This window comes from Capnocytophaga sp. oral taxon 863 str. F0517, assembly GCF_000466425.1.
Taxonomy (GTDB): domain Bacteria; phylum Bacteroidota; class Bacteroidia; order Flavobacteriales; family Flavobacteriaceae; genus Capnocytophaga.
Genome location: NZ_KE992168.1, coordinates 53332 through 75621, shown reverse-complemented (window position 1 = coordinate 75621; position 22290 = coordinate 53332). Strand labels below are relative to the sequence as shown.

The window sequence follows — 22290 nt, the reverse complement described above, 5'->3', positions numbered from 1 at the left end:
CCACTGACTGCTGCCTACTGCCGTCTAACCTCTGTCTACTGCCTACTTATTCTTAGCAATAAGATTCAATGCGCTACCGGCCTTGAACCACTCTATTTGAGAGGCGTTGTAGGTATGGTTGCAGGTAATGACCTCCTTGCTGCCGTCCTTGTGAACAAACTCCAAGTGTAGGGGTTTGTTGGGAGCAAAGTCGGTAAGGTCAAGGAAGTTGATCGTATCATCTTCTTGGATTTTGTCATAATCGGCCTCGTTGGCAAAGGTTAGGGCAAGCATCCCTTGCTTCTTGAGGTTGGTTTCGTGGATACGCGCAAAAGACTTGACTAAAACAGCTTTTACTCCGAGGTGGCGTGGCTCCATAGCGGCATGTTCGCGAGAGGAACCTTCCCCATAGTTTTGGTCGCCTACCACAATAGAGGGAACCCCGGCAGCCTTGTAGGCACGTTGTACCTTAGGTACCTCGTCATACGTACCGGTAAGCTGGTTTTTGACACTATTGGTCTTGCCATTGAAGGCATTCACTGCCCCGATGAGCATATTGTTGGAGATGTTGTCCAAGTGTCCACGGAAGCGGAGCCATGGTCCTGCCATGGAAATATGGTCGGTGGTACATTTGCCTTGTGCTTTGATGAGCAACTTCGCTCCGGTGATATTCTCTCCATCCCAAGGAGCAAAAGGAGCCAAAAGCTGTAGGCGGTTGGAGGTGGGGGATACCACGACTTCTACATCACTACCATCTTTGGCAGGAGCTTGGTAACCAGGGTCATCTACAGCAAAACCTTTGGTAGGAAGTTCTTCTCCATAAGGAGGTTTGAATCTTACCTCTTCGCCCTTGTCATTGGTGAGGGTATCGGTAAGGGGGTTGAAGTCCAAACGTCCGGCAATGGCCAGCATGGCCACCATTTCAGGGGAGGTAACAAAGGCGTGCGTATTAGGGTTTCCATCAGCACGTTTGGAGAAGTTGCGGTTGAAGGAGTGTACAATGGTGTTCTTTTCCTGTTTGTCGGCGCCTTCTCTGTCCCACTGACCTATACAAGGGCCACAAGCGTTGGTAAATACCTTGGTGCTGAGTTGCTTAAAGGTATCTATGATACCATCGCGCTCGATGGTATAGCGAATTTGTTCGGAGCCTGGGTTGATACCAAAAGAGGCTTTCGGAGTTACTCCGAGCTCTATCGCTTGCTTGATCACCGATACGGCACGGCTTAAGTCCTCGTAGGAAGAGTTGGTACAGGAACCAATAAGTCCCCATTCCACCTTGAGAGGCCAGTCGTTGGCACGAGCTACTTCCTTCATCTTGCTGACAGGGGTACCGCGGTCAGGAGTGAAAGGTCCATTGATATATGGCTCTAACTCGGAGAGGTTGATCTCGATGAGTTGGTCAAAATATTTCTCAGGGTTGGCATATACTTCAGGGTCGGCAGTAAGGTAGTCGGCTACTTTGTCGGCAGCAGCTACCACATCCTCGCGACCAGTGGCCTTAAGGTAGCGGCGCATGGATTCGTCGTATCCGAAGGTAGAGGTGGTAGCCCCAATTTCAGCACCCATGTTACAGATGGTACCCTTACCGGTACAAGAGAGCGATTGTGCTCCTTCGCCGAAATATTCCACAATAGCACCAGTTCCTCCTTTTACAGTAAGAATATCAGCTACTTTGAGGATTACGTCCTTAGGAGCTGTCCAGCCGTTGAGCTTACCGGTGAGTTTGACCCCGATGAGCTTAGGGAACTTTAGCTCCCAAGCCATACCCGCCATCACATCTACCGCATCGGCACCTCCTACGCCTATGGCGATCATCCCCAAGCCCCCGGCGTTCACCGTATGGGAATCGGTTCCGATCATCATTCCTCCAGGGAAAGCATAGTTTTCCAAGACAATTTGGTGGATAATCCCAGCCCCTGGCTTCCAGAAACCGATTCCATATTTGTTGGATACCGAGGAGAGGAAGTCAAAAACCTCTTTGGATTGTTCGTTAGCCGTCTTTAGGTCTACTTCGGCACCTTCTTTGGCTTGAATGAGGTGGTCACAGTGTACGGTGGTAGGCACCGCCACTTTGGATTTGCCAGCGTGCATGAACTGGAGCAGTGCCATTTGGGCAGTTGCATCCTGACAAGCGATGCGATCAGGGGCAAAGTCTACATAGTCCTTTCCTCGCGCAAAGGCCACTGTAGGGGTTTCCTCCCAAAGGTGTGCATAAAGGATTTTTTCAGCGAGTGTAAGGGGGCGGCCTACGATGCTACGTGCCTTATCTACTCGCTCAGGTATACGGTCGTATACCTTTTTTATCATTTCAATATCAAATGCCATACGTTGTTAGTTTTAAGTTATGAGTTTTGAGTTGTTAGTGGTTAGAGGTTAGTCACTAAAGACTAACCTCTAATCATTTAATTGTTAATAATTGAATTAAGTGTTTTACTAGCTCGCATTACCTCAAAGGTTAGTGCTTCATTGGGGTGGTAGTAGCCTTGTATAGCTACCGGTTTGCCTTGTACTTCCATTAGTTCGGAAAGGATTTGGCTTTCCTGCTCGGTGAGGGCTTTAGCGATGGGAGCAAATTCATCAGAGAGTGCCTTGTCCTGTGTTTGTGCCGCTAAGGCTTCTGCCCAGTAGCATGCCAAGTAGTAGTGGCTACCACGATTGTCAAGAGTACCAACCTTGGATTGGGGAGATTTGCCATTTTCCAAGACCTTACCCACCGCTTTATCTAAGGCATCGGCCAGTACCTGTGCCTTAGGATTCCTATAAGTCTGTGAGAAGTGTTCCAAAGAAGCTCCCAAGGCGAGAAACTCACCTAAGGAGTCCCAACGGAGGTGGTTTTCTTGGAAGAGCTGTTCGGCCAACTTAGGAGCAGAGCCTCCGGCTCCGGTTTCAAACAGTCCTCCTCCGTTCATCAGGGGAACAATGGAGAGCACCTTCGCACTGGTACCCAATTCCAAGATTGGAAAGAGGTCGGTGAGGTAGTCACGCAGCACATTTCCGGTAACCGAGATGGTATCCAAGCCTTTTTTAGCTCGTTTGAGGGAGAAAAGGGTTGCTTCTTCGGGGGAGAGAATATGAATTTCCAATCCTTCGGTATCGTAGTCATTCAGATAGCGTCCTACTTTCTTAATCAGCTCGTGATCGTGAGGGCGGAAGGTGTCTAGCCAAAAGATAGCGGGGGCACCAGTGGCCTTAGCACGATTTATGGCCAACTTCACCCAGTCTTTTACAGGAGCATCTTTGACCTGACACATGCGCCAAATATCGCCTTTTTCTACGCAGTGGGAGAGGTATACCTTGCCCTGAGCACCAACCACGCGTATTTGGCCATCTTCAGAGACTTCAAAAGTCTTGTCATGAGAGCCGTATTCCTCAGCTTTCTGTGCCATAAGGCCTACATTGGGTACCGAACCCATAGTAGTTGGGTCGAAAGCTCCTTGTTCCCTACAGAAGTCTATCACTACCTGATAGACTCCAGCATAACTGCTATCGGGTAGTACCGCGAGGGTGTCCTGGGTTTCTCCCTTGGCATTCCACATCTTACCGGAGTTGCGAATCATGGCAGGCATGGAGGCATCCACGATCACATCATTGGGATAGTGTAGGTTGGTGATGCCCTTGTCGGAATTGACCATAGCCACCGCGGGGGCTTCGGCGAATACTTTTTCTATATCTTTCTCAATAGCAGCCTTTTCTGCTTCGGGGAGGGTGCTTATTTTTTCCAATAGATCAGAGAAGCCGTTGCGTAGGTTTACCCCTAAGCGCTGGAAGGTATCGCCATATTTGTTGATAAGGGGCGCAAAGAAAGTTTCCACAGCATAACCAAAGAGAATAGGGTCGGAGACCTTCATCATGGTGGCTTTCAGGTGCAAAGAGAGCAATACCCCCAGCTCCTTCGCACGTGCAAATTGCTTTTTATAGAAAGCCAGTAAGGCCTTTTGGCTCATTACAGTAGCATCAATAATCTCACCTTCTTGTAGGGAAAGCCCCTCCTTGAGTACCTCTGTTTTGCCAGAGGAGGTGAGCAGTTCTATACGAACCGTATCGGCTGCTTTGAGGGTTGTGGACTGCTCGTTGTGGTAGAAGTCTCCTTCTTCCATGGTGGCTACGGCAGTTTTGGAATCCTGGCTCCATGCTCCCATGCTATGAGGATGTGCTTTGGCATAAGCCTTCACCGCCTTAGGAGCGCGGCGGTCGGAGTTCCCTTCTCTAAGGACAGGGTTTACCGCACTTCCTTTGACCTTGTCATAGCGGGCTTTGATGGCTTTTTCTTCTTCTGTAGCAGGCGTTTCAGGGTAAGGAGGGAGCGGATAGCCCTGTGCTTGCAGCTCGGCTATGGCTGCTTTGAGCTGGGGTACAGAGGCACTGATGTTGGGCAACTTAATGATGTTGGCCTCCGCAGTAGTGGCCAATTGACCCAGCTCTGCCAAGGCATCCTCTACTTGTTGCTCAGCAGAGAGCAGCTCGGGGAAAGCTGCTAAAAGGCGTCCAGCCAAGGAAATATCTTTCAGTGCAAAGGTAACCCCCGAGGAGGCACAAAAGCGCTCAATGATAGGCAACAGGGAATGGGTAGCCAAAAAAGGAGCCTCATCTGTTTTGGTATATACAATACTTTTCATAACTATCTCTTGTTAAGTTCCACAAAGGGGCGTTGGGTAGCTCCTATATAGATTTGGCGTGGACGACCAATAGGTTCTCCGCCTTGGCGCATTTCTTTCCACTGGGCGATCCAGCCTGGTAGGCGGCCGATGGCAAAGAGTACGGTGAACATTTCCAAATGCATACCCAAAGCCTTGTAGATAATACCGGAGTAGAAATCCACATTGGGGTAGAGGTTACGCGCTTTGAAGTATTCGTCCTCCAAGGCTACTTTCTCTAAGTGCTTAGCGATAGCGAAGATAGGCTCATTGATACCCAAGGCCTGAAGGACATCGTCAGCGGCAGCCTTGATGATGGTAGCTCTTGGATCGAAGTTCTTGTACACGCGGTGTCCGAAGCCCATAAGGCGGAAGGGATCATCCTTGTCTTTAGCACGGCGGACGAACTTATCCACATCACCTCCGTCCTTGTGAATCTCTTCGAGCATTTCAATGACAGCCTGATTGGCGCCACCATGTAAGCGACCCCAGAGGGCAGATACCCCAGAGGAGATACTAGCGAAAAGCCCCGCTTCGGACGAACCTACAAGGCGCACGGTGGAGGTAGAACAATTCTGCTCATGGTCACCATGGAGAATCAGTAGTTTGTTAAGGGCGGAGACTACTGTTGGGTTGATTTCATATTTCTCTGTAGGAATCGAGAAAAACAGCTGTAGGATATTTTCTATATAGCCCAACTCATTATTGTAGTAGTTCAGTGGCAGCCCTTCACGTCGGCGGTATACCCAAGTAGCAATAATGGTCACCTTAGCGATAGCCTTACATACGGCTTCGTATACATCTTTCTCACACTTTACATTTACTGGTACAGGGTTAAAGGCAGTCAAGGCGCTAGTTGCAGCTGAGAGTACCCCCATAGGGTGGGCAGCCTTGGGGAAGCCGTTGAGAATTTGGCGCATTTCCTCATGCACTAAGGTGTATTTGTGGATCGTTTTCTTGAATTTGCTATATTCATCGGCAGTAGGTAGTTCTCCGAAGATAAGCAGGTAAGCCACCTCTAAGAATTCAGCCTTGGAGGCCAAATCCTCTATGTTATAGCCACGATAGCGGAGAATACCCTTTTCCCCATCCAAGAAAGTAATAGCACTCTTGCACGAACCAGTGTTCTTATAGCCAGAGTCCAAGGTAATAAGCCCAGTAAGAGCGCGCAATTTCTCTATGTTAATTGCTTTTTCGTTTTCAGTCCCTACTACTAAGGGGAATTCGTAGTCCTTTCCTTCGAAAGTTAGTTTTACGGTATTTTCCATAGCGAATAATATGTGTTTTTAACTCCTACAAATATACGATTTTTTTTCAAATTACAATCCTTAATAATGATGTTTTTTTGTCTTTTAACTGATATTTCTGTGTGTATAGCTATATTTGTGAAAAAATGATAGTTAATTTTTATTTTTTAGAAATTTTAATGGGATAAAAAGACAATGGTAGTGATAAATGATAAATGACCAATAACTAATAGCATCTATTTAGTTATTGGTCATTTGTCACTAGTCATTTGTCACTGGTTACTATATTATTTGAACTCTAAGATAGCATGTTCTATGAAGTCAATATAGTCGTAGTAGCCGTTTTCCTTGAGGTAGTTGGCCAGATAAGCACCACTGGCTTCCATGCCGCCAGCCGCTTCCACTTGGAGCATCTTGGCATAGAGTGGAGCGATGTACTTCTGTACACTTTGGGTTGGTATAGAGGTACGGCGAGCCAAGTAGCTTACAATTTTTCCTTGTGCATCCTTGATAATGTCGAAATCTGTTACCACCCAGTAGTATTCGCCCGATTTGGCAAGGTTCTTAGCTACTGCATGGAAGTTTATACCTTGTTGTATATTATCCCAAAGTACCTTGAAAATCACCCTTGGCATATCCGGATGGCGAATCAGGTTGTGTGGGGAGCCTAATAGCTCTTCCTCGGTATAGCCACATACATCACAAAATACTTGATTGACAAAATCAATCACACCAGCAGCATCTGTGCGGCTCATGATGGTCTTGGACTTATCCCAATCTACTTCCTTATCTATAGGAGTAGGATATTTGAAGTTTGGTATCATATTGGAGGAAATTAATTGTTTGGTAAAAATCTCCGCAAAGATACATTTTTTTGCCGTATTTAAAAAGAAATAGGGGTTATTTTTATGAACAATACAAATAAACTTTTCCACCTTCTGATTATAGCTCTTATTTGTTGGTAATTAGTGAGTTATGTTCTCTATTAAAAAGTTATCAACAAAACAATAAAAATAGAGGTAAGAAAATAGGTTTTTCTGATAAATTTTTTATAACTTGCACCCTCAAAAAAGTATATAGAAAATGGCATTAGAATTTCTAATTGTAGCAGTGTTTTTCATTGGTTATCTGTTTATTACAGTAGAACACCAGGTGAAAATTGACAAAACAATTTCAGCACTAGGCATGGCCGTTATCTGCTGGACAATCCTCAAAACGGCTGATTTGCCTGTATTCAAAATACAGGATGGTCTTGTCCCCTTAGCTGATCAGTATGCTGGGGGCAATCAGGAGGCTATAGACACCCTCTTGTTGCATCACTTAGGGGAAGTAGCCGAAATTCTCTTCTTCCTCATTGGGGCTATGACCATTGTTGAGATTATCGATATGCACCGTGGGTTCGAGATTATCAAAAAGATGGTTAAGACTCGCAGAAAGAAAAAACTGCTATGGGTATTGGGGATTGTTGCCTTTTTCCTCTCTGCCTTGATAGATAACCTTACCACTATTATTATTATGATTACCATCTTGCGCAAGCTGGTACCTTTCCGCGAGGAACGTATATGGTATGCTTCGCTTTTGATAATCGCAGCCAATGCTGGGGGAGCTTGGTCACCCATTGGGGACGTAACGACCACTATGCTTTGGATGGCCAACAAGGTGACTGCGATGCGATTGATTGATTATGTGGTACTTCCAGCTGTACTTTGTTTCTTAGTACCTTTTGCGATTGCCTCTGTGATGCCTATTTTCAAAGGAAAATTGGATATGCCACGAATGGATAAGACCGAGGCTTACAAGAGTAGTACTCCTATCCTTATCATTGGGGTATTGGCCATTATCTTTGTCCCTGTATTCAAGTCTATATTCCACTTGCCACCTTACTTGGGGATGTTGTTCTCTTTGGCTACTGTGTGGTTCTTCTCCGAACTGCTCAAGCCTAATACCGAATTGGTAGAGGGAGACAAGCCTTCTTTCTCTGTGCATAGTGCTTTAGGCCGTATAGAGCATTCTAGTATCTTGTTCTTCCTAGGAATTCTTTTAGCGGTAGCCTCTTTGGAGGTGATGGGAACTCTTTTCAACTTCGCTGGTACGCTTAGCCATGTGATCCCTAATGAGAATATAGTGGTAATGATCCTTGGTTTTGCCTCTGCGGTGATTGATAATGTACCGTTGGTAGCAGCAGCCATAGGGATGTTCCAAGAGCCTTTGGATGCCGCTGTTTGGCACTTCATCGCCTTCTCAGCTGGTACAGGAGGTAGCTTGCTTATTATCGGTTCTGCAGCGGGAGTAGCAGCCATGGGTATGGAGAAGATAGACTTTTTCTGGTATGTAAAACACATCTCTTGGCTTGCCTTAATCGGCTTCCTTGCCGGTAGTGGTGCCCTAATTGCGGTAGAAACATGGTTCAGATAGAGTGACTAATGACCAGTGACTAACAACTAAAAACTAAAAACCAATAAGATTATTATGAAAAGATCGCTACTGTATATAAGTTTTTTCCTACTGCCCCTACTGATGTGGGCACAAGCACCTACGCTTCCTGCCTACACCCTTACGGGTGAGAACACGGTATGTGGGGGTAATATCAAGGTAGACTGGTCAGCAGCTGTCGCAGCGAGTATCCCTGTATCACAGTGGCGTACAGAGCTTTACGATAGCGGCGGAACAAAGCTCGCCCAGCTGGACTTTGATACGGACGGGAAGGCACAGTTCTCCGACCTTTCTTCGGGTACCTATAAGGTAAAAATTGTTAAGAAGGTAGGAACTGATACCCATCCGAGTCAGCTAGTACAGGCGGTAACCTCCAGCTATAGGCGTTTTAGCTTGGATATGTCTGCAACAACCTATGTCAGACCTACCGGAGTCTGCACTCCTGATGCAGGAGTCACTTTCAAGATAAAGGACGGAGAAGGGCCTTTTGTAGTGAAGCTTTATAGAACCCTTACAGATACTACTCCTATCGCCATATCAGCTCCTACAGCTAAGACCCCAGGAGAGACAGCTGTAGCTATATCAGGGCTTGCTCCTAATTCAGCTTATTATGTAGAGGTAACTGACCAGGTTGGAGGAGGGGCTTGTTCCATTACCGAGCCGAGGAATGTGCATCGCATAGTAACACAATCGGCAGCAGAACATTTTGTTAGGAACTTTGCCTTTACTTCTTGGAGACCTAAGAAAACAACTGAGCCTGCTCGTGTGGAGCAAGGATATTTTACAGTAGAAATCAATAATACAGCCTCTGGACCTGGCCCTTTTATCGTAAAGGTAAGAGATTTTGATTCTTCAGAGGTGTTTGTAGCGAGCTATGCCATTACCAAGGGAAGCGGAGCTACTACTACAGCCTATGTAACTCCTGATGGTACCAAGAAATTCACCTCAGGAAAGCGTTATTTGCTGACTGTAGCTGATGGTACTTGCGAATGGGGCAAACAAGTAGGAGGAGAGGGCTATCTCTTCTCTACAAAGGGACTCAAGATGTTCTTGGTACCTTCTTGTAACAATTGTAACCTCTTTGACCTTGCGGTAGCAGCGGACTATACCCATATGGGGGCAAGGCCTACTTATTTTCCATTCTTGCTTACGGTAAAGATAGAACGTACAGGTAGTCCTACCGTAGTACGTGAATTTATCAAGGATGAGGCCTTAGCTAAGAGAGTGCAAGGGAAATACAATGTTTATGGTAATGGAAATGAATTCGGTTATTGGAACTGGTGGGATCCGATGATCTATAAAATTGATAATTATCAAGTAAAACCAGGTGATAAGATAACAATAACTTATAAAGATAGTAATAACCAAACCCAACAAATACAACATACTGTAGCCCCTCCTACAGTTCATCCTTATACCAATCTAAATATAGGAGCTAAAACAAGTGGTACTGCTTGTGATAAAAATGTATTACTAAAGACTTATTTCCAAACCTTTAGTAATAATGCCTATTACAATGCTTTCTGTAATGTTAATGCCGTACAGTCTCGTGTAAAAGTTGGAGGAAGTTGGACAACGGCTACTTACAAGGGAGACCTCTTTAGATATTATAATGAAGTCAATAACAATGAGCATATTGCAGTCATTGCCAATAGTGCTGCTTCTACTTATCAGGTAGAGTATGCTACTGCTTCAGGAAGTTTAGATGGCTCTACCACAAAGAACTGCAAACACTACCTCTCCCAACAGTTTACCCAAGCACAAGTAAACGCTATAAATCCATTGAGTAATATAAATCTCAGCGTTGGAGGAACCCCTGGACAAACTTTAGAAGAGGGAATTAAAGGCAATAAGGTGTATCTTGGAACTTCAGATCCAGATAGTGGTCAGTTGGACTTTTTCAAAGCAAATAATAAGCTTACTGTAAAGTTAGAGCGCCTTGATGGGAAGAAGACTGTAAAATTCAATGCTACAGGGCCTTGGAACTTGGCAGGAGAATATGAGGTAAAATTCCCCTATACCAAAGTACTCCCAGAGGGGAATCCTGAAGTTATCTACCAATTTACCGATGTTCCAATAGGACAGTATAAGATGACCTTATCGGATCAATGTCCTGGCAGGCCTGCGGTGGTGAAGACATTTACAGTAGATCAAGTGCCTTCACCCGCTTATACCTTTCAACTTGTTGTAGGAACCTCTTGTGCATCAGGAGGAGGCGTTAGTAAGGGTGCCATTTCTCTTAGAGCTACTTCTTTGAAGAATTATTCGGCATCTTTACGTAGTCCTGTAGTAGTTTACAAGGATTTAGATAATGGACAAGCAAAACTTCACCTTCGTAAAGGAGTAGCTGTAAAATCTGCTAACTTTTCGATAGGAAATGATGGCCAAGAAAAATATGTTTATCATGCAAATGTAGCAGATCTTCCTCCAGGCAAATATTTGCTAGGAATCAAGACAGGAAGTTATCTTTATTCTGTAGTGGATCCTACCTCTGCAAGAAAGAATGGCTATATGTACCCTAACTTACCAAGGCCTTATGATACAGAAATATACAAAGAATTTGAAATAGAGAATATTACAGATGTAACTCCTGTATCAGTCATTGGGATGTGTGATGTCTCTAACCCTAATACAGGGGTGATACGAGTAGAGATGCCGCAAGGCTCTGTACCTAAATATCCTATTACTTATACTTTATATAAAGTATCAGGTGGAGTTAAGACTGTTGTGACTCAAGGAGGTAATGAGGTAAAAAAGGTAGTCAATACCAAGCCAACCAATTTTGAAGACGCTTTTGCGACCTTTACCAATGTACCTAAACTTACCGGTGGAGATACTTATGAGGTAAAGTTTGAATCGGGCTGTCTGGATCGTTGGGTACCTGTACCTGATTTTGGTAGCTTGACAGCTCCTGCAGCACAAGCTAGTGTAACTCAGGCTTGCTTTAACCAACCGATGACTTTTTCAGTGGATCTTTCAGAATCTGTATATGATATCCGTTGGAAGGCTGATCCTGCTGATGCGTTCAATGGAGTGCCAGCAGACACGCTAAAAAAGGCAACCTTTAGTTTCTCTCCGCAAAAAGCAGCTAAGTACTTTGTGACTTATAAGATGAAATCTAATAGTGGTTGTCCGGTAGTAGAAAAGACAACTTCTAAACTCGAAGTACCACTAAAGGTAACGAACTTCACAGATGCAGCCATCGGCACCCTTACGGATGTAACTGAGATCATGCCTACGAATTTGTGTGCAACGACGGCCACTTGGACAGCGCCTACGATCACCGACAGTGAGGGCTGTGGTTACAGATTGACCTGGAGGGTATTGGATGCGGGAGGCAACGAGCTGTACAAGCCGACTGCGGATGCCAATGGCAATACACCTGCTACGAGCTGGAATGGCTTCAAGGTAGGGGATAGCTATGTAGAGTATACGGTAAAAGGCAAGGCCGATGGTGGTACGGAGGGCAAGAAGCGGCTCAAGGTAACGGTAACGGCGCCACAGGTGACTATAAATGTAACGGGCAAGTTTGTAGGAGAGCATAATGATGCGGCAGCAGAGAAACATAGCTTTGCCAAGGGCGAGACCGCCTATTATATGGTAACGGTAGAGAACACGACGACACAGCGCTTTGGCACGAGTGCCTTGAAGATTACTTTACCGGATAATACCAATGGCAATTACGAATTGCCACAGGCTACAGATAGCCGCTTACCAGGGCTACTGACCCAGTTGGGAACAGGCACTACGGTAGAATATGATACAAATAATCCGAGAGTGCTGATTATCAGCAATATCAACGGAACCGTATTTGGACAGAACAGAAAGGTCAATGTCTTTATACCTATAAATATCAGGAACCAGACGGATTGCTCGCAGTATGAGAATGCTTGTAGTGCAGTGCTAACAGCCAAAGCATCGCTTGAATACAGCACGGGCAATGGCTGTCCGAGTGCAGGCACCAAGGATGGAAACAGCTCATGGGCATCGATTCATAATAATGATAACAACTGTAGAAGATTGGAGCTCTTCTGCGGAGGTACGGTGAACTTGACAGCTCGCGGCAGTGGCTACACCAGCTATAAGTGGTATAGCAGTGCGGACAATGGCAGCACCTATCAAGAGATAGCTGGCCAGACGGCCGCTACTTACGCAGCTACAGCAGCAGGCTACTATATGGTAAAGAAGATAGTAGCTTGTGAAGGAGTAGCGGACACCGCTACGGAAGAATACATCCGAGTGATCTCTTCAACGGATGCCAATGTAGATGTGATCAAGGAGCAAGCCGGAGGCAGAGGCGGACATTGTATCAATGATAATAATATATGGGTAAGTCACTTCTTGCTTTGTGCAGGCAGCAGCTATACCTTGAGAGCCAACTTCTATCAGGCAGGCGTACAGTGGCAAAGAGCCAATGGTTGTGATCCGGCCAGCAATGCACAGAACTGCTACCAGAATACAGATAGCTGCTGGCAGACGATCTCTACGGACTATAGCTATACCTTTACAGGAGCGGGCAGATACCGCTTGAAGGTAGGTAGTGGTGCGTGTGTGAAGACCTACTTCTTCGAGGTGAAGAGTGGCGGCATCACAGCTGCATTGGAAGGACAAGTAACGGAACACTCTGCTTTGAGCTTGGGTGCAGCCAACTTAGTGATGAGCACAGAGGGTACTAGCTATAAATACACTGTAAAACGCGTATCAGATGGAGCTGTATTGGCCACCAATGTCACCCCAGCGGTAGATAGTAGAGGCAGCCACTATGTAAAGGTACCGAACTTAGCGGTACCGAATGACCTGACACGAGATAATTTTGATATCACCTTGACCCCTACGGATTCAGCCTTGTCGAATTGTAGCACCACCATCAGGGTAGATATACCAAAGACAGATGCGATGACGGCCAGGGTAGTGTTCACGAACACCTGGGCGGAGCGTCAGTGTAACCGAGCCAAATACGACTTTACGATAGTAGGCGGAAGGAGAAACTATAAATACTTGATTTATAAGATCGACGGACAATATGCGAAGCGTTCTTATGATGGCATGTTGTTGGATGTGATTCCAGATTCGGAATACACCAATGCCAGTGCTCCGACCAATGCCCAGACGGATCCACCTGATAAATTTTCAGAGTGGATAGAGGTACCCCGCAAGGGTAAATACATTTTCTTGATTAAGGATGTGGATGATAGAGTTGCCTTGACCAATGAGGTACAGGTAGGTCAGACCTCCAAGTATGCGGTAGATGTAGAGGTAACGGGTCTTACATGTTCGAGTGAGGATGCAGGAAAGATCACTGCAAGATTTTTGGACAACACGGTACCACAACCAAAGATTCAGCTATTCAAGTATAAGACAGACGGCACGGAGGACAGCAGCTGGTCGGTACAGACCAATGCATCAGGGGAGTTCAACAATTTAAGTGCAGGAAAGTATAGAGTAGAACTCAGTTACTTGCATTCCTCTGTTTCCCCACAGATCCGTTGTACAGTAAAACAAGATGTAGAGGTAAGCTCACCGGCACCTATAGAAGCCTCTATAGGAGTGGTGAAGGACAACACCTGTACGAACAATGGCAAATTCCTCTTGAAGGTCAATTGGGTTAAGGGCGGCGTACCTGGCCCAGGGGGCACCTATAGCTTCATGTCCACTTCGGGCACTGGGGTCTATAGTACGGACAGAGAGTTCTATGTGGATGGAGGTAGTGAGAGTGATCCGAAGATCAAAGTATATGTAAAAGATAATAACGGCTGTATAGCCGAGGTAGAAGTGATGGCCAAGAAGTCGCTTGTAAAGCCTACGTTATCGGCCACACCAGTTACTTACGACTGTGCGGGTAATGGAACCTTTACGGTTACTCCGACCACTCCAGCGGGCAAGACCTATACCTATGAATATAGCTTGGATGGAGCCGTACGCCAGAGTCCTAATGCGGCAGGCAATGCGATTCTTTACACAGGTATCCCAGGTAAGGCAGCAGCCTATGTGGTACGCGCCTACTATAAGGAGCCATCGACCCATCCGATCAATGAATTGTATAAGACCGGTTTTGGCGACTTAGAGCGCTTGGATGCGAGTGAGGGAGCCCCAGTGGGTATAGGAGCCGCTACGGAAACAGGCGAGCTATCGGCAGGGAACCATGTGGTGACCAAGCAGTTGCCAAGTAGTGCGATCTACCGCAGTGAGACAGGTACTGGCAGATACTATGCGATTCATTCCGGTCCGGGCAATGTACAATTGTTTGTCAAGGAATTAGACAATGTAGTGAAGTTGCGCGCGATGAGCGTGAAGTTCCGCTATATCAATTTAGGAAAGAACCACCAGACCCAGTATAATGCACCGATACGCGTAGTGGTAGAGGTACCGAATCCATCGGGTGTAGGCACCAGCAGCTTCACTAAGACTGTAGCCGCGGTATCACAAGCAGAGAGCTGGAAGACAGCGGAGGTCACCTTTGAGGACTTGGTAGGCTTCAACCAGAGCACCAGAGCGCGCTTGATTATCGAGACTACGGTGCACAATGTAGCCATAGGATTGGATGATATAGAAGTAACCCAACCGACGGAGACTTGCCAGGTAGGTGAGCCTATCTCGGTACAAGTAGATCCGAACAAAGGCTTTGCCGCCAGCATCACCCAGGTGGAACCCCCTAAGTGTCATGGAGGCAAGGGTAAGATCTATGTAAAACTGACCAATCCGAAGCCAAGTAGTACTTATAAGTACCAGCTATCAGGAGGCACCTTCGAGGCCACACCACTGGTGGGCACCGATAAGTTAGAGATAGAAGCCCCGATAGGGGTGCATACCTTGAACATCCGTATGATAGCGGCAGATCAGACCTATTGCCAGGTAGCCACTAATGAAACGGCAACGATAGTGGATGTACCACAGTTAGAGATAGAAGATTTGACGATCCAGGCTAAGGGCTGTGTAGCACCATGGCTAACGGCCGGTGCTACGGTGAAGGTAGTACATGGTACGTCCCCTTATACGGTACAGAAGAAACGTCCGGAAGACCCAGACTTTGTAGATGTAGCCGCTTCGGACATCACATGGACAGGCAGCACAGGAGCGTTTGTAGGCTTGGATGACAATAAGAGCTACCAGTTCAGGATCAAAGACCACAATGGCTGCTTGAGTCCAGTACAGTCCTACTTTGTTCCAGCTAAGATAGCGCTAACGGCAACGGCCAATGGCACTTTGTGTCTTAGCCCAGGAGGCACTGGTACGATCATTGTAGATGCGCTTACAGGTAATGGAGGCTATGAATTTGAGTTGGATAATTCAGGCAACTGGCTAAGTGATCCGGCCAACCCAACGGAATATGAATTTGAGAACTTAGCTCCAAGAGCGACCCCATATAAAGTACAGGTAAGAGACGCCTTAGGCTGTCAGTTAGCTGCTCCGATAGAGATCACCATCAGTGAAGCCTTGGAGGTAGGCCATACCTCGGATGACCACTTCGACTGTAATGCGAATCCATCAGAGCATATAGAAATCATGGCCAAGGGAGGTAATAAGATCTCCGGCGCTTACCGCTTAGAGTGGAAGCGAGGTGGCCAAGCCACAGACCCAACGGGCTATAACCCATCGACCGACAATGATGGTGGCAATGTACAGATAGGCGCTCCTACCACAGGTACGACAGTCAAGTATGAGATCGACCTTAAGGCGCAGGGCACTTACCACTTCCGCTTGACGGATGCCAATGGCTGTGAGCAGTTTGTCACCGAGAAGGTAGAGGCACAGGAGCCAGCCTTCTTGAGTTCACCAGGGCTATCAGGCAGTGAGATCAACTGTGCGGGCGCCTCAGATGGGGTGATAGGTGTGTACAATGGCAGCAGCTTCTTACCGATAGAAAATGCGATAGACCGCTCTAAGGGAGTAGCCCCTTATACGATCAAGATCTATCACTCTAATGGAACCAATCAGGGAACGATCTTGACGGCAGACAAGTTCAATGGACAAGGCCTTGTGGCAGGCTACTACTATGTAGAGCTAACCGATAGTAAGGGATGTCAGGCTCACCAAATCGTAAGAGTCACAGAGAAAGCAGCACCGACCCTTGTGGTGAGTGGCTATCAGCCAGAGCGTTGTACCCCATCTCCAAGATTAGGAGAAGTACAACTGACCCTTACCGCACCATTTGCCTCAGACTATAGAGTAGGCTTGTATACAGACTTGGATGCAGATGGCAAGCCACTTACGGTAGCCAATAACTATCCAGGTGCTACGATAGGTCAGGCCAAGGAAGACCTTAGCAATAGTACAGGAGGTGTGGTAACGATCCAAGACTTGCGTCAAGGAGAATACTATGTAGCGGTAACGAACCTAAGAACAGGATGTTCGGTAGTATTACCTAATACATTGACCATTGCCGGCTCAGAGCTTGAGATTACTCAAACCCCAGGGCCTGCGGGCAACTGTAATGAGCTTAATGTTATCTTAGAATTTAGAGAAAGAGGGGGAACTATTAACAAGGCAGACTTAGAGTTTGCAGTTTATGACCCAACGAAGACCTATGCGGCTCATACGAAGGTCAATCCGTCCACTTATGACGACAGTACCCCAGGGGTAATTAAGGTACCACTCACGCTTCAAAATGGCTTGAGATACCAGATTATTGCCAACTATAAGGGCTGTACAAAGATAATAACCCCAAGGGGTATTCCTAATGGCAATTCAGGTGTGGTGACCCAGAACCGCAAGCCAAATATCTGTGGTAATGATGTCTATGTAGACTTCACAGTAGCAGGCTTAGTTGCAAGCACCAACTATGACTATGCCCTTTATACGAACCCATTTGTAACCACCCTACCGATTACAGCCACACCAATTCACAGTGGAACGGTAACCTCAGCATCAGATGGTAAGGCACGTATCCAACAGACCCTCACCGGCTTGTTGCAAGAAGGCAAGAGCTATACCTTGGTTGTAAGAGACCAAACGACAGATCACTGTATGAAAGCCTCTAGAACCTTCCAGGTAGCCAAGGCACCCCGTGCGTTGGCCATGGATGGTACTCCGGAGCTAATCAAGAACTCCTCTTGTAATACTCCGGAGAATCCGAATTATTCGGCACAGGTACGTATTAAGGTGAAGGATGGTATTCCACCTTACCGCTATACGATTACTAAGGTAGCTACCGATCCGGTAGATAAGTGGGCAGAACCAGAGGTGGTGACCACCAATAGCCCAGAGCTAGTATTGGATAAGACCTTCTTCACCACAGATAAGAAGATCACCGGTACCGTATCGGGAGATATATGGCATGTACATGTCAGAGATGCCAATGACTGTTGGGTAACAGCACCAGTGACTGTTTATGCGGACGATACAGCCCATATAGATGAAGTGGAGATAGAGAACTTGTGTACCCCAGGCACCGACTTTACGCTACTGGTAACGATGAATAAGATAGGTCGAGGCCAGCACTATTATACCTTCCGTCCTTCGGGAGGGTCAGCCGCTTCGGAAACAGCTCGCTTGCCGATCAACTTCGAGCAGGTAGCCCCTAACAAGTGGGAAGGACGTATCAGCAATGTATATGCCGATGCCAATGCTAGAGAGTTAAGAATCTATGATCAGAATGTCTGCGTGTCCAACATCAAGACTTTCAGCTTCACCGGTAAGCCTACTTATGTGGTAGAGCAGACCCGCTTGATCAGCTGTCGATCAGGAGCCGCAGGCGAAGGACAGATTACGGTCAAGACCGTACAGAATGTCAATACCCCAAATCACAACTATGTGTACCGCTTGTACAAGGAAGACAGCAATGGAGAAACGCTGCTGATAGGCAATACAGCCTTGGCTCACAACCCAGCAGACTTCACCTTGGATATAGCCGATGCCGGCAAGTACAGGGTAGAGATTGTAGACTTGAAATATCCAAACTGTCCATTTGCTCGAACTATAGTGGTAAGAGAAAAGGTAGTACCGATTGTACAAGTACAAGGCTTTACGGACTCCAAGTGCTTCAATCCGAATGCAGCATTGGGAGAAACCAACGGAGGAGGATCAGTGACTTTATTTGCCTCACCTGAATCTATAGCCGGAATGAAGTTCACTGTCAAGTCAGCCCGCTATGCGGATGATGACAGTACGGTAAGTCTGGATCCAACTAGTCTTACCGATTACCAATCAGTGTCAGCTAGCAATAGTAAGGTAGAGATTACCGCAGGCGGACGTAAGGCCTTGATTAAGGGACTTTACGGACACAAGCGAGGCGTTATCTATACGATAGAGGTAGAAGGCAATAATGAATGTAAGACCACCACGGAGGTTAAGATCCTCGGGGTAGAAGAGATTCAGGCCGATATGACCAAGGCAGTGGCCACTCAGTTCAAGTGTAGCGCAGACCAAGAGTTGGTAGCCAAGTTAGAGCTTGAGTCCAACTATGTCAAAGGAGGTAGCGGTGTGTATCGCTATACCTTGATAGACAAAGCCACAGGCCAGCCAGTGGATGGCAACGTAGAGCTTACAGAACCTAAGTTCCGTATTGATAACCAAGCGGGAGGTACCTACACCTTGCGCGTGAAGGATGCCCAGTATAACCACTGTGACTATAAGGACTTTGACTTCTTGGCAGCTCAGGCGATCGATCCATTTGTGAAAGTCACCCAGGTGATGGCCGCCGAGGTACAGGATATCACCTGTCAAGCAGGCGAAAAAGTATCGGTAACGGCCAATTTAGCACCAACGCCAACGAAGGATGTACGTATTACCTTGTCGATGCGAAACGTAGCGGATGGCTCTCACCAGAGCAAGACCCTTACGGTAGCGGCAGGCAATGCCACCGTGAGTCATACCTTTGACAATGTGCCTATGGGCAGCTATAGCATCACGGCACTCAATGAAGAAACTGGCTGTATTGTATACGGAACGGCCTATGAGGTACAAGATCCGAATACCTTCTCGCTAACGGCTACGCTAGAAAAACCAGTGAAGTGTTATGGTACCGCCACCGGATCCATCACCTTTACCTTAGCCGACTTAGACCTAAGCAATAGCGCAGGAGTGGATCAGGCCACAGAAGGCTATACCTTGGAAATCAAGAGTATCACCCGACCTACGGATCCGGTACGTACAGAAATGGTAGCGCCAGGAAGTGCCACCAAAGAGCTAACCGACTTGAAGTATGGAGCCTATACGGTAACGGCCACCTCCACAAGTACCGGCTGTGTGACTAAGATACCGGCCAACTTTACCATCCGTCAGGCCGACCAGCCGATCAACTTGGCTGCAGAGCTAAAGATACCGGATGATTGTAGTGCCACCGGTAGTGCGGAAATCTCCATAGAGATCACCGGAGGGGTAGCCCCTTATAAGGTGACCATGACAGGAGACAATGGCCATACACAAACGGTAGCGGCGATGTATAACCGTTGGCTCTTTATAGAAGTGCCAGGATCTAACAGTCCAGGAGCCACCTTCGAGTTCAAGGTAGAAGATGCTTGGGGCTGTGTGATGGAACACCTACCGATGAGCAAGAAAGTAGTCAAACCAGATCCGATCGACTTTGACCCACCACAGATCCCGATGGTATCTTGTAGAGGTGTAGAGGATGCGGAGATCGTGATAGAGAATGCCCGTGGGGGAGCTTATGACGACCCAACGGAAGCCACACCGAAGACCACTTATTACTATGAGTTGTACCACTCCGAGCGAGGCGCAATACGTCCGTTGCAGACCAGCAACAAGTTCGATGAATTGCCAGCGGGTAACTATACCTTGGTGGTGAGAGACCGTTGGAACTGTGAAAAGCAACAGCAGTTTACCATCTCCAACCCACCAGAGGTGAAGGTCACCAAGGTGGATGGATCAAACTTGGTATGCTATGGAGACACCTCCGGCTTTGTCAAGATCAATGTAACGGGAGGAACCCCAACCATACCGAAAGGCTCTCCATCGGGAACCCCAGCAGAGCTCATCTATAAATTAGAATTGGTAGAGGCAGACACGGATGTGGTGACCAATACCTTCCCTAATATCCGAACAAGTATGTTGCCTTACACCATCACGGGACTTACCCCAGGGGTCAACTACCGAGTAAGGGCGAGCGATGGCAAGCAGTGTCCAGGAGAATCAGACTTGTTTGCCTTGACGGCAGCACCGAACTTGGATGTGAAAGCCTCCTATGAGGATACTTGTCGCGATAATGCTTATGACGGAGATGTGGTGATCACCTTCGATGATGGAACGGTAGATTATAGCAAGGTAAGATACTCCTTCGATGGAGGGGCTACTCGCTATAACTTTAGCAGTGGATCTGCCTCAGGGGCACAGGTGAGAATTAACAGAAACCACACCTCTGTGAACCCATCGTCCTTGCCACAGACCATCAAGCTGTACTATACAGAGGGAACCACCACATGTGAAGGAGAAACCACCCCAGTGGTAGTGCCAGTGATAGAGCAGTTGAGCCTGATAAAAGACCCATCAACCACAGGAGATCTGAACGAGTTAAGACTTCTAGGAAAGAATGGTATACCAGGCTATGTATACTACTTCAATGGGGTACATAGAGGCAGCGAAGGTACTTATATTGTAAGGATACAAGACCCAGAGGGCGTGGATCCGAGTGATAATAAGCTCAAGAAGCGTATCGAAGCCAAAGTGGAAGACAGCAAGGGCTGTACGGCACAGGAAGTCTACTATATAGACTATGTAGATATAGAGATTCCACGCTTCTTTACACCGAATGGGGACGGAGAGAACGATGTATGGTGGCCACACAACAGCCAGCAGTATCCGAACATCCTCACCCAGATATACGACCGCTATGGGCGCTTGCTCAAGGAACTCACCCGCGGACAGAGATGGGATGGTACTTACAATGGCAAGGCCTTACCTACGGGAGACTATTGGTACATCATCACCTTAGGGGAAGAGGATGATTCAAGAGAATTCAAAGGACACTTTACACTATTTAGATAATAGTGGATTGGTAGTTAGTGGTTAGTTGTTCTCATCTGACCACTAACCACTAACCACTAACCACTGATAACTAAAAGAAATTAAAAAAAGAATAATGAAAAAACTAGCGATATGCGTATGTATGCTTTTGGGCATGCCGAGTATATTTGGGCAAGAATTGCAGCTACCTGCGGGGAATCAGTACTTGGCCGATAGTGAATTTTTGATTATGCCCACCTATGCGGGTATAGGTAATAATGTGCGCGTGCGCTTATCGGCCACCAGCCAGTGGGTAGGTCTGAAGGATGCACCGGACTACCAGAGCCTCTCTGGGGATATGCGTTTGGGCAATCGCAGCGGAATGGGCTTATCCCTTTATAACGACCGCAATGGATATACCAAGCAGCTGGGGGGTAAGTTTACCTTTTCTCACCACTTAACTTTGGATAGTTACGACAACCATTTTATCTCCTTTGGGATCTCCTATATAGTGAACTCCTTCCGAGTGGATATAGACAAGTTCACTGATACGGGACGTCCTTCGGCGGACTTGGGGGTTACGGACAACCGCTCGACGATCAACCACAACTTTGAGGTAGGGGTACTCTATCGCTATAAGGGGGTTTTTGCGAGTCTTTCGGCTACCAACATTCTCAATAAAAGTCAGGAGATGTTCGATATCAAAGAGCCTACTAATTTGAGGAACTACAATTTGTATGCGGGTTATCGCTACAAGCGCGACTTCAATAGTAGTTTGGAGATAGAACCATCTATCTTTGCGCAATACTTAGAGGGGGATGGTCGTTCGCTAACGGATGTGAATATCAAGTTCCGTTGGTTCGACTATGAGGACTATTACTGGGCAGGGGCTACGGTTCGCCTTATCAACGACCAGGTGTTCAAGCCACTGAGCGTGGGGCCTATGCTAGGTCTTAAGAAAGGCTTGTTCTACTTTGCCTACGGCTACGCCTTGAACCTCAATGCTATACGCTCCTATAACTCAGGCTCCCACATGATCACCCTCGGGATAGATATGTTCCAAGGTATCGGTGGATGTAACTGTACGGAAAGATAATAAC

The 22290-nt window shown here is 46.9% G+C and carries 7 protein-coding genes; 3 read left to right on the top strand and 4 right to left on the bottom strand.

The features are described 5' to 3' along the window. Positions 1–42 precede the first annotated feature (42 nt). The 4 genes from HMPREF1551_RS09285 to HMPREF1551_RS09270 form a co-directional block, all read right to left on the bottom strand. Positions 43–2304: an aconitate hydratase gene (locus HMPREF1551_RS09285; protein ID WP_021628866.1), complete on the bottom strand. Its 2262-nt coding sequence runs from the start codon at positions 2302–2304 to the stop codon at positions 43–45. A 77-nt stretch (positions 2305–2381) separates the two neighbouring features. After that, positions 2382–4595, bottom strand: coding sequence for an NADP-dependent isocitrate dehydrogenase (locus HMPREF1551_RS09280; protein ID WP_021628865.1), 2214 nt, complete (start codon positions 4593–4595; stop codon positions 2382–2384). A 2-nt stretch (positions 4596–4597) separates the two neighbouring features. Continuing rightward, positions 4598–5881: a citrate synthase gene (locus tag HMPREF1551_RS09275; protein ID WP_021628864.1), complete on the bottom strand. Its 1284-nt coding sequence runs from the start codon at positions 5879–5881 to the stop codon at positions 4598–4600. A 266-nt stretch (positions 5882–6147) separates the two neighbouring features. Next, positions 6148–6684: a PAS domain-containing protein gene (locus tag HMPREF1551_RS09270; protein WP_034544602.1), complete on the bottom strand. Its 537-nt coding sequence runs from the start codon at positions 6682–6684 to the stop codon at positions 6148–6150. Between the two features lie 259 nt (positions 6685–6943). Between HMPREF1551_RS09270 and nhaD the strand changes: the two genes are divergently transcribed. From nhaD to HMPREF1551_RS09255, 3 genes are all read left to right on the top strand, one after another. Then, entirely contained in the window at positions 6944–8275 is a 1332-nt protein-coding gene (gene nhaD / locus HMPREF1551_RS09265) for a sodium:proton antiporter NhaD (RefSeq protein ID WP_021628861.1), read from the top strand. A gap of 54 nt (positions 8276–8329) precedes the next feature. Beyond that, positions 8330–21232 carry a T9SS type B sorting domain-containing protein gene (locus tag HMPREF1551_RS09260; RefSeq protein WP_021628860.1) on the top strand — a complete coding sequence of 4301 codons (12903 nt, stop codon included), beginning with the start codon at positions 8330–8332 and terminating at the stop codon, positions 21230–21232. A gap of 94 nt (positions 21233–21326) precedes the next feature. Next, on the top strand, positions 21327–22286 hold the full coding sequence (locus HMPREF1551_RS09255) for a type IX secretion system membrane protein PorP/SprF (RefSeq protein ID WP_021628859.1): 960 nt from the start codon (positions 21327–21329) through the stop codon (positions 22284–22286). Positions 22287–22290 lie beyond the last annotated feature (4 nt).

Excerpts from the sequence above, each read along its gene's own strand:
- HMPREF1551_RS09260 (WP_021628860.1), top strand. The coding sequence starts at position 8,330 with ATGAAAAGATCGCTACTGTATATAAGTTTTTTCCTACTGCCCCTACTG.
- HMPREF1551_RS09275 (WP_021628864.1), bottom strand. The coding sequence starts at position 5,881 with ATGGAAAATACCGTAAAACTAACTTTCGAAGGAAAGGACTACGAATTC.
- HMPREF1551_RS09285 (WP_021628866.1), bottom strand. The coding sequence starts at position 2,304 with ATGGCATTTGATATTGAAATGATAAAAAAGGTATACGACCGTATACCT.
- HMPREF1551_RS09280 (WP_021628865.1), bottom strand. The coding sequence starts at position 4,595 with ATGAAAAGTATTGTATATACCAAAACAGATGAGGCTCCTTTTTTGGCT.
- nhaD (WP_021628861.1), top strand. The coding sequence starts at position 6,944 with ATGGCATTAGAATTTCTAATTGTAGCAGTGTTTTTCATTGGTTATCTG.
- HMPREF1551_RS09270 (WP_034544602.1), bottom strand. The coding sequence starts at position 6,684 with ATGATACCAAACTTCAAATATCCTACTCCTATAGATAAGGAAGTAGAT.
- HMPREF1551_RS09255 (WP_021628859.1), top strand. The coding sequence starts at position 21,327 with ATGAAAAAACTAGCGATATGCGTATGTATGCTTTTGGGCATGCCGAGT.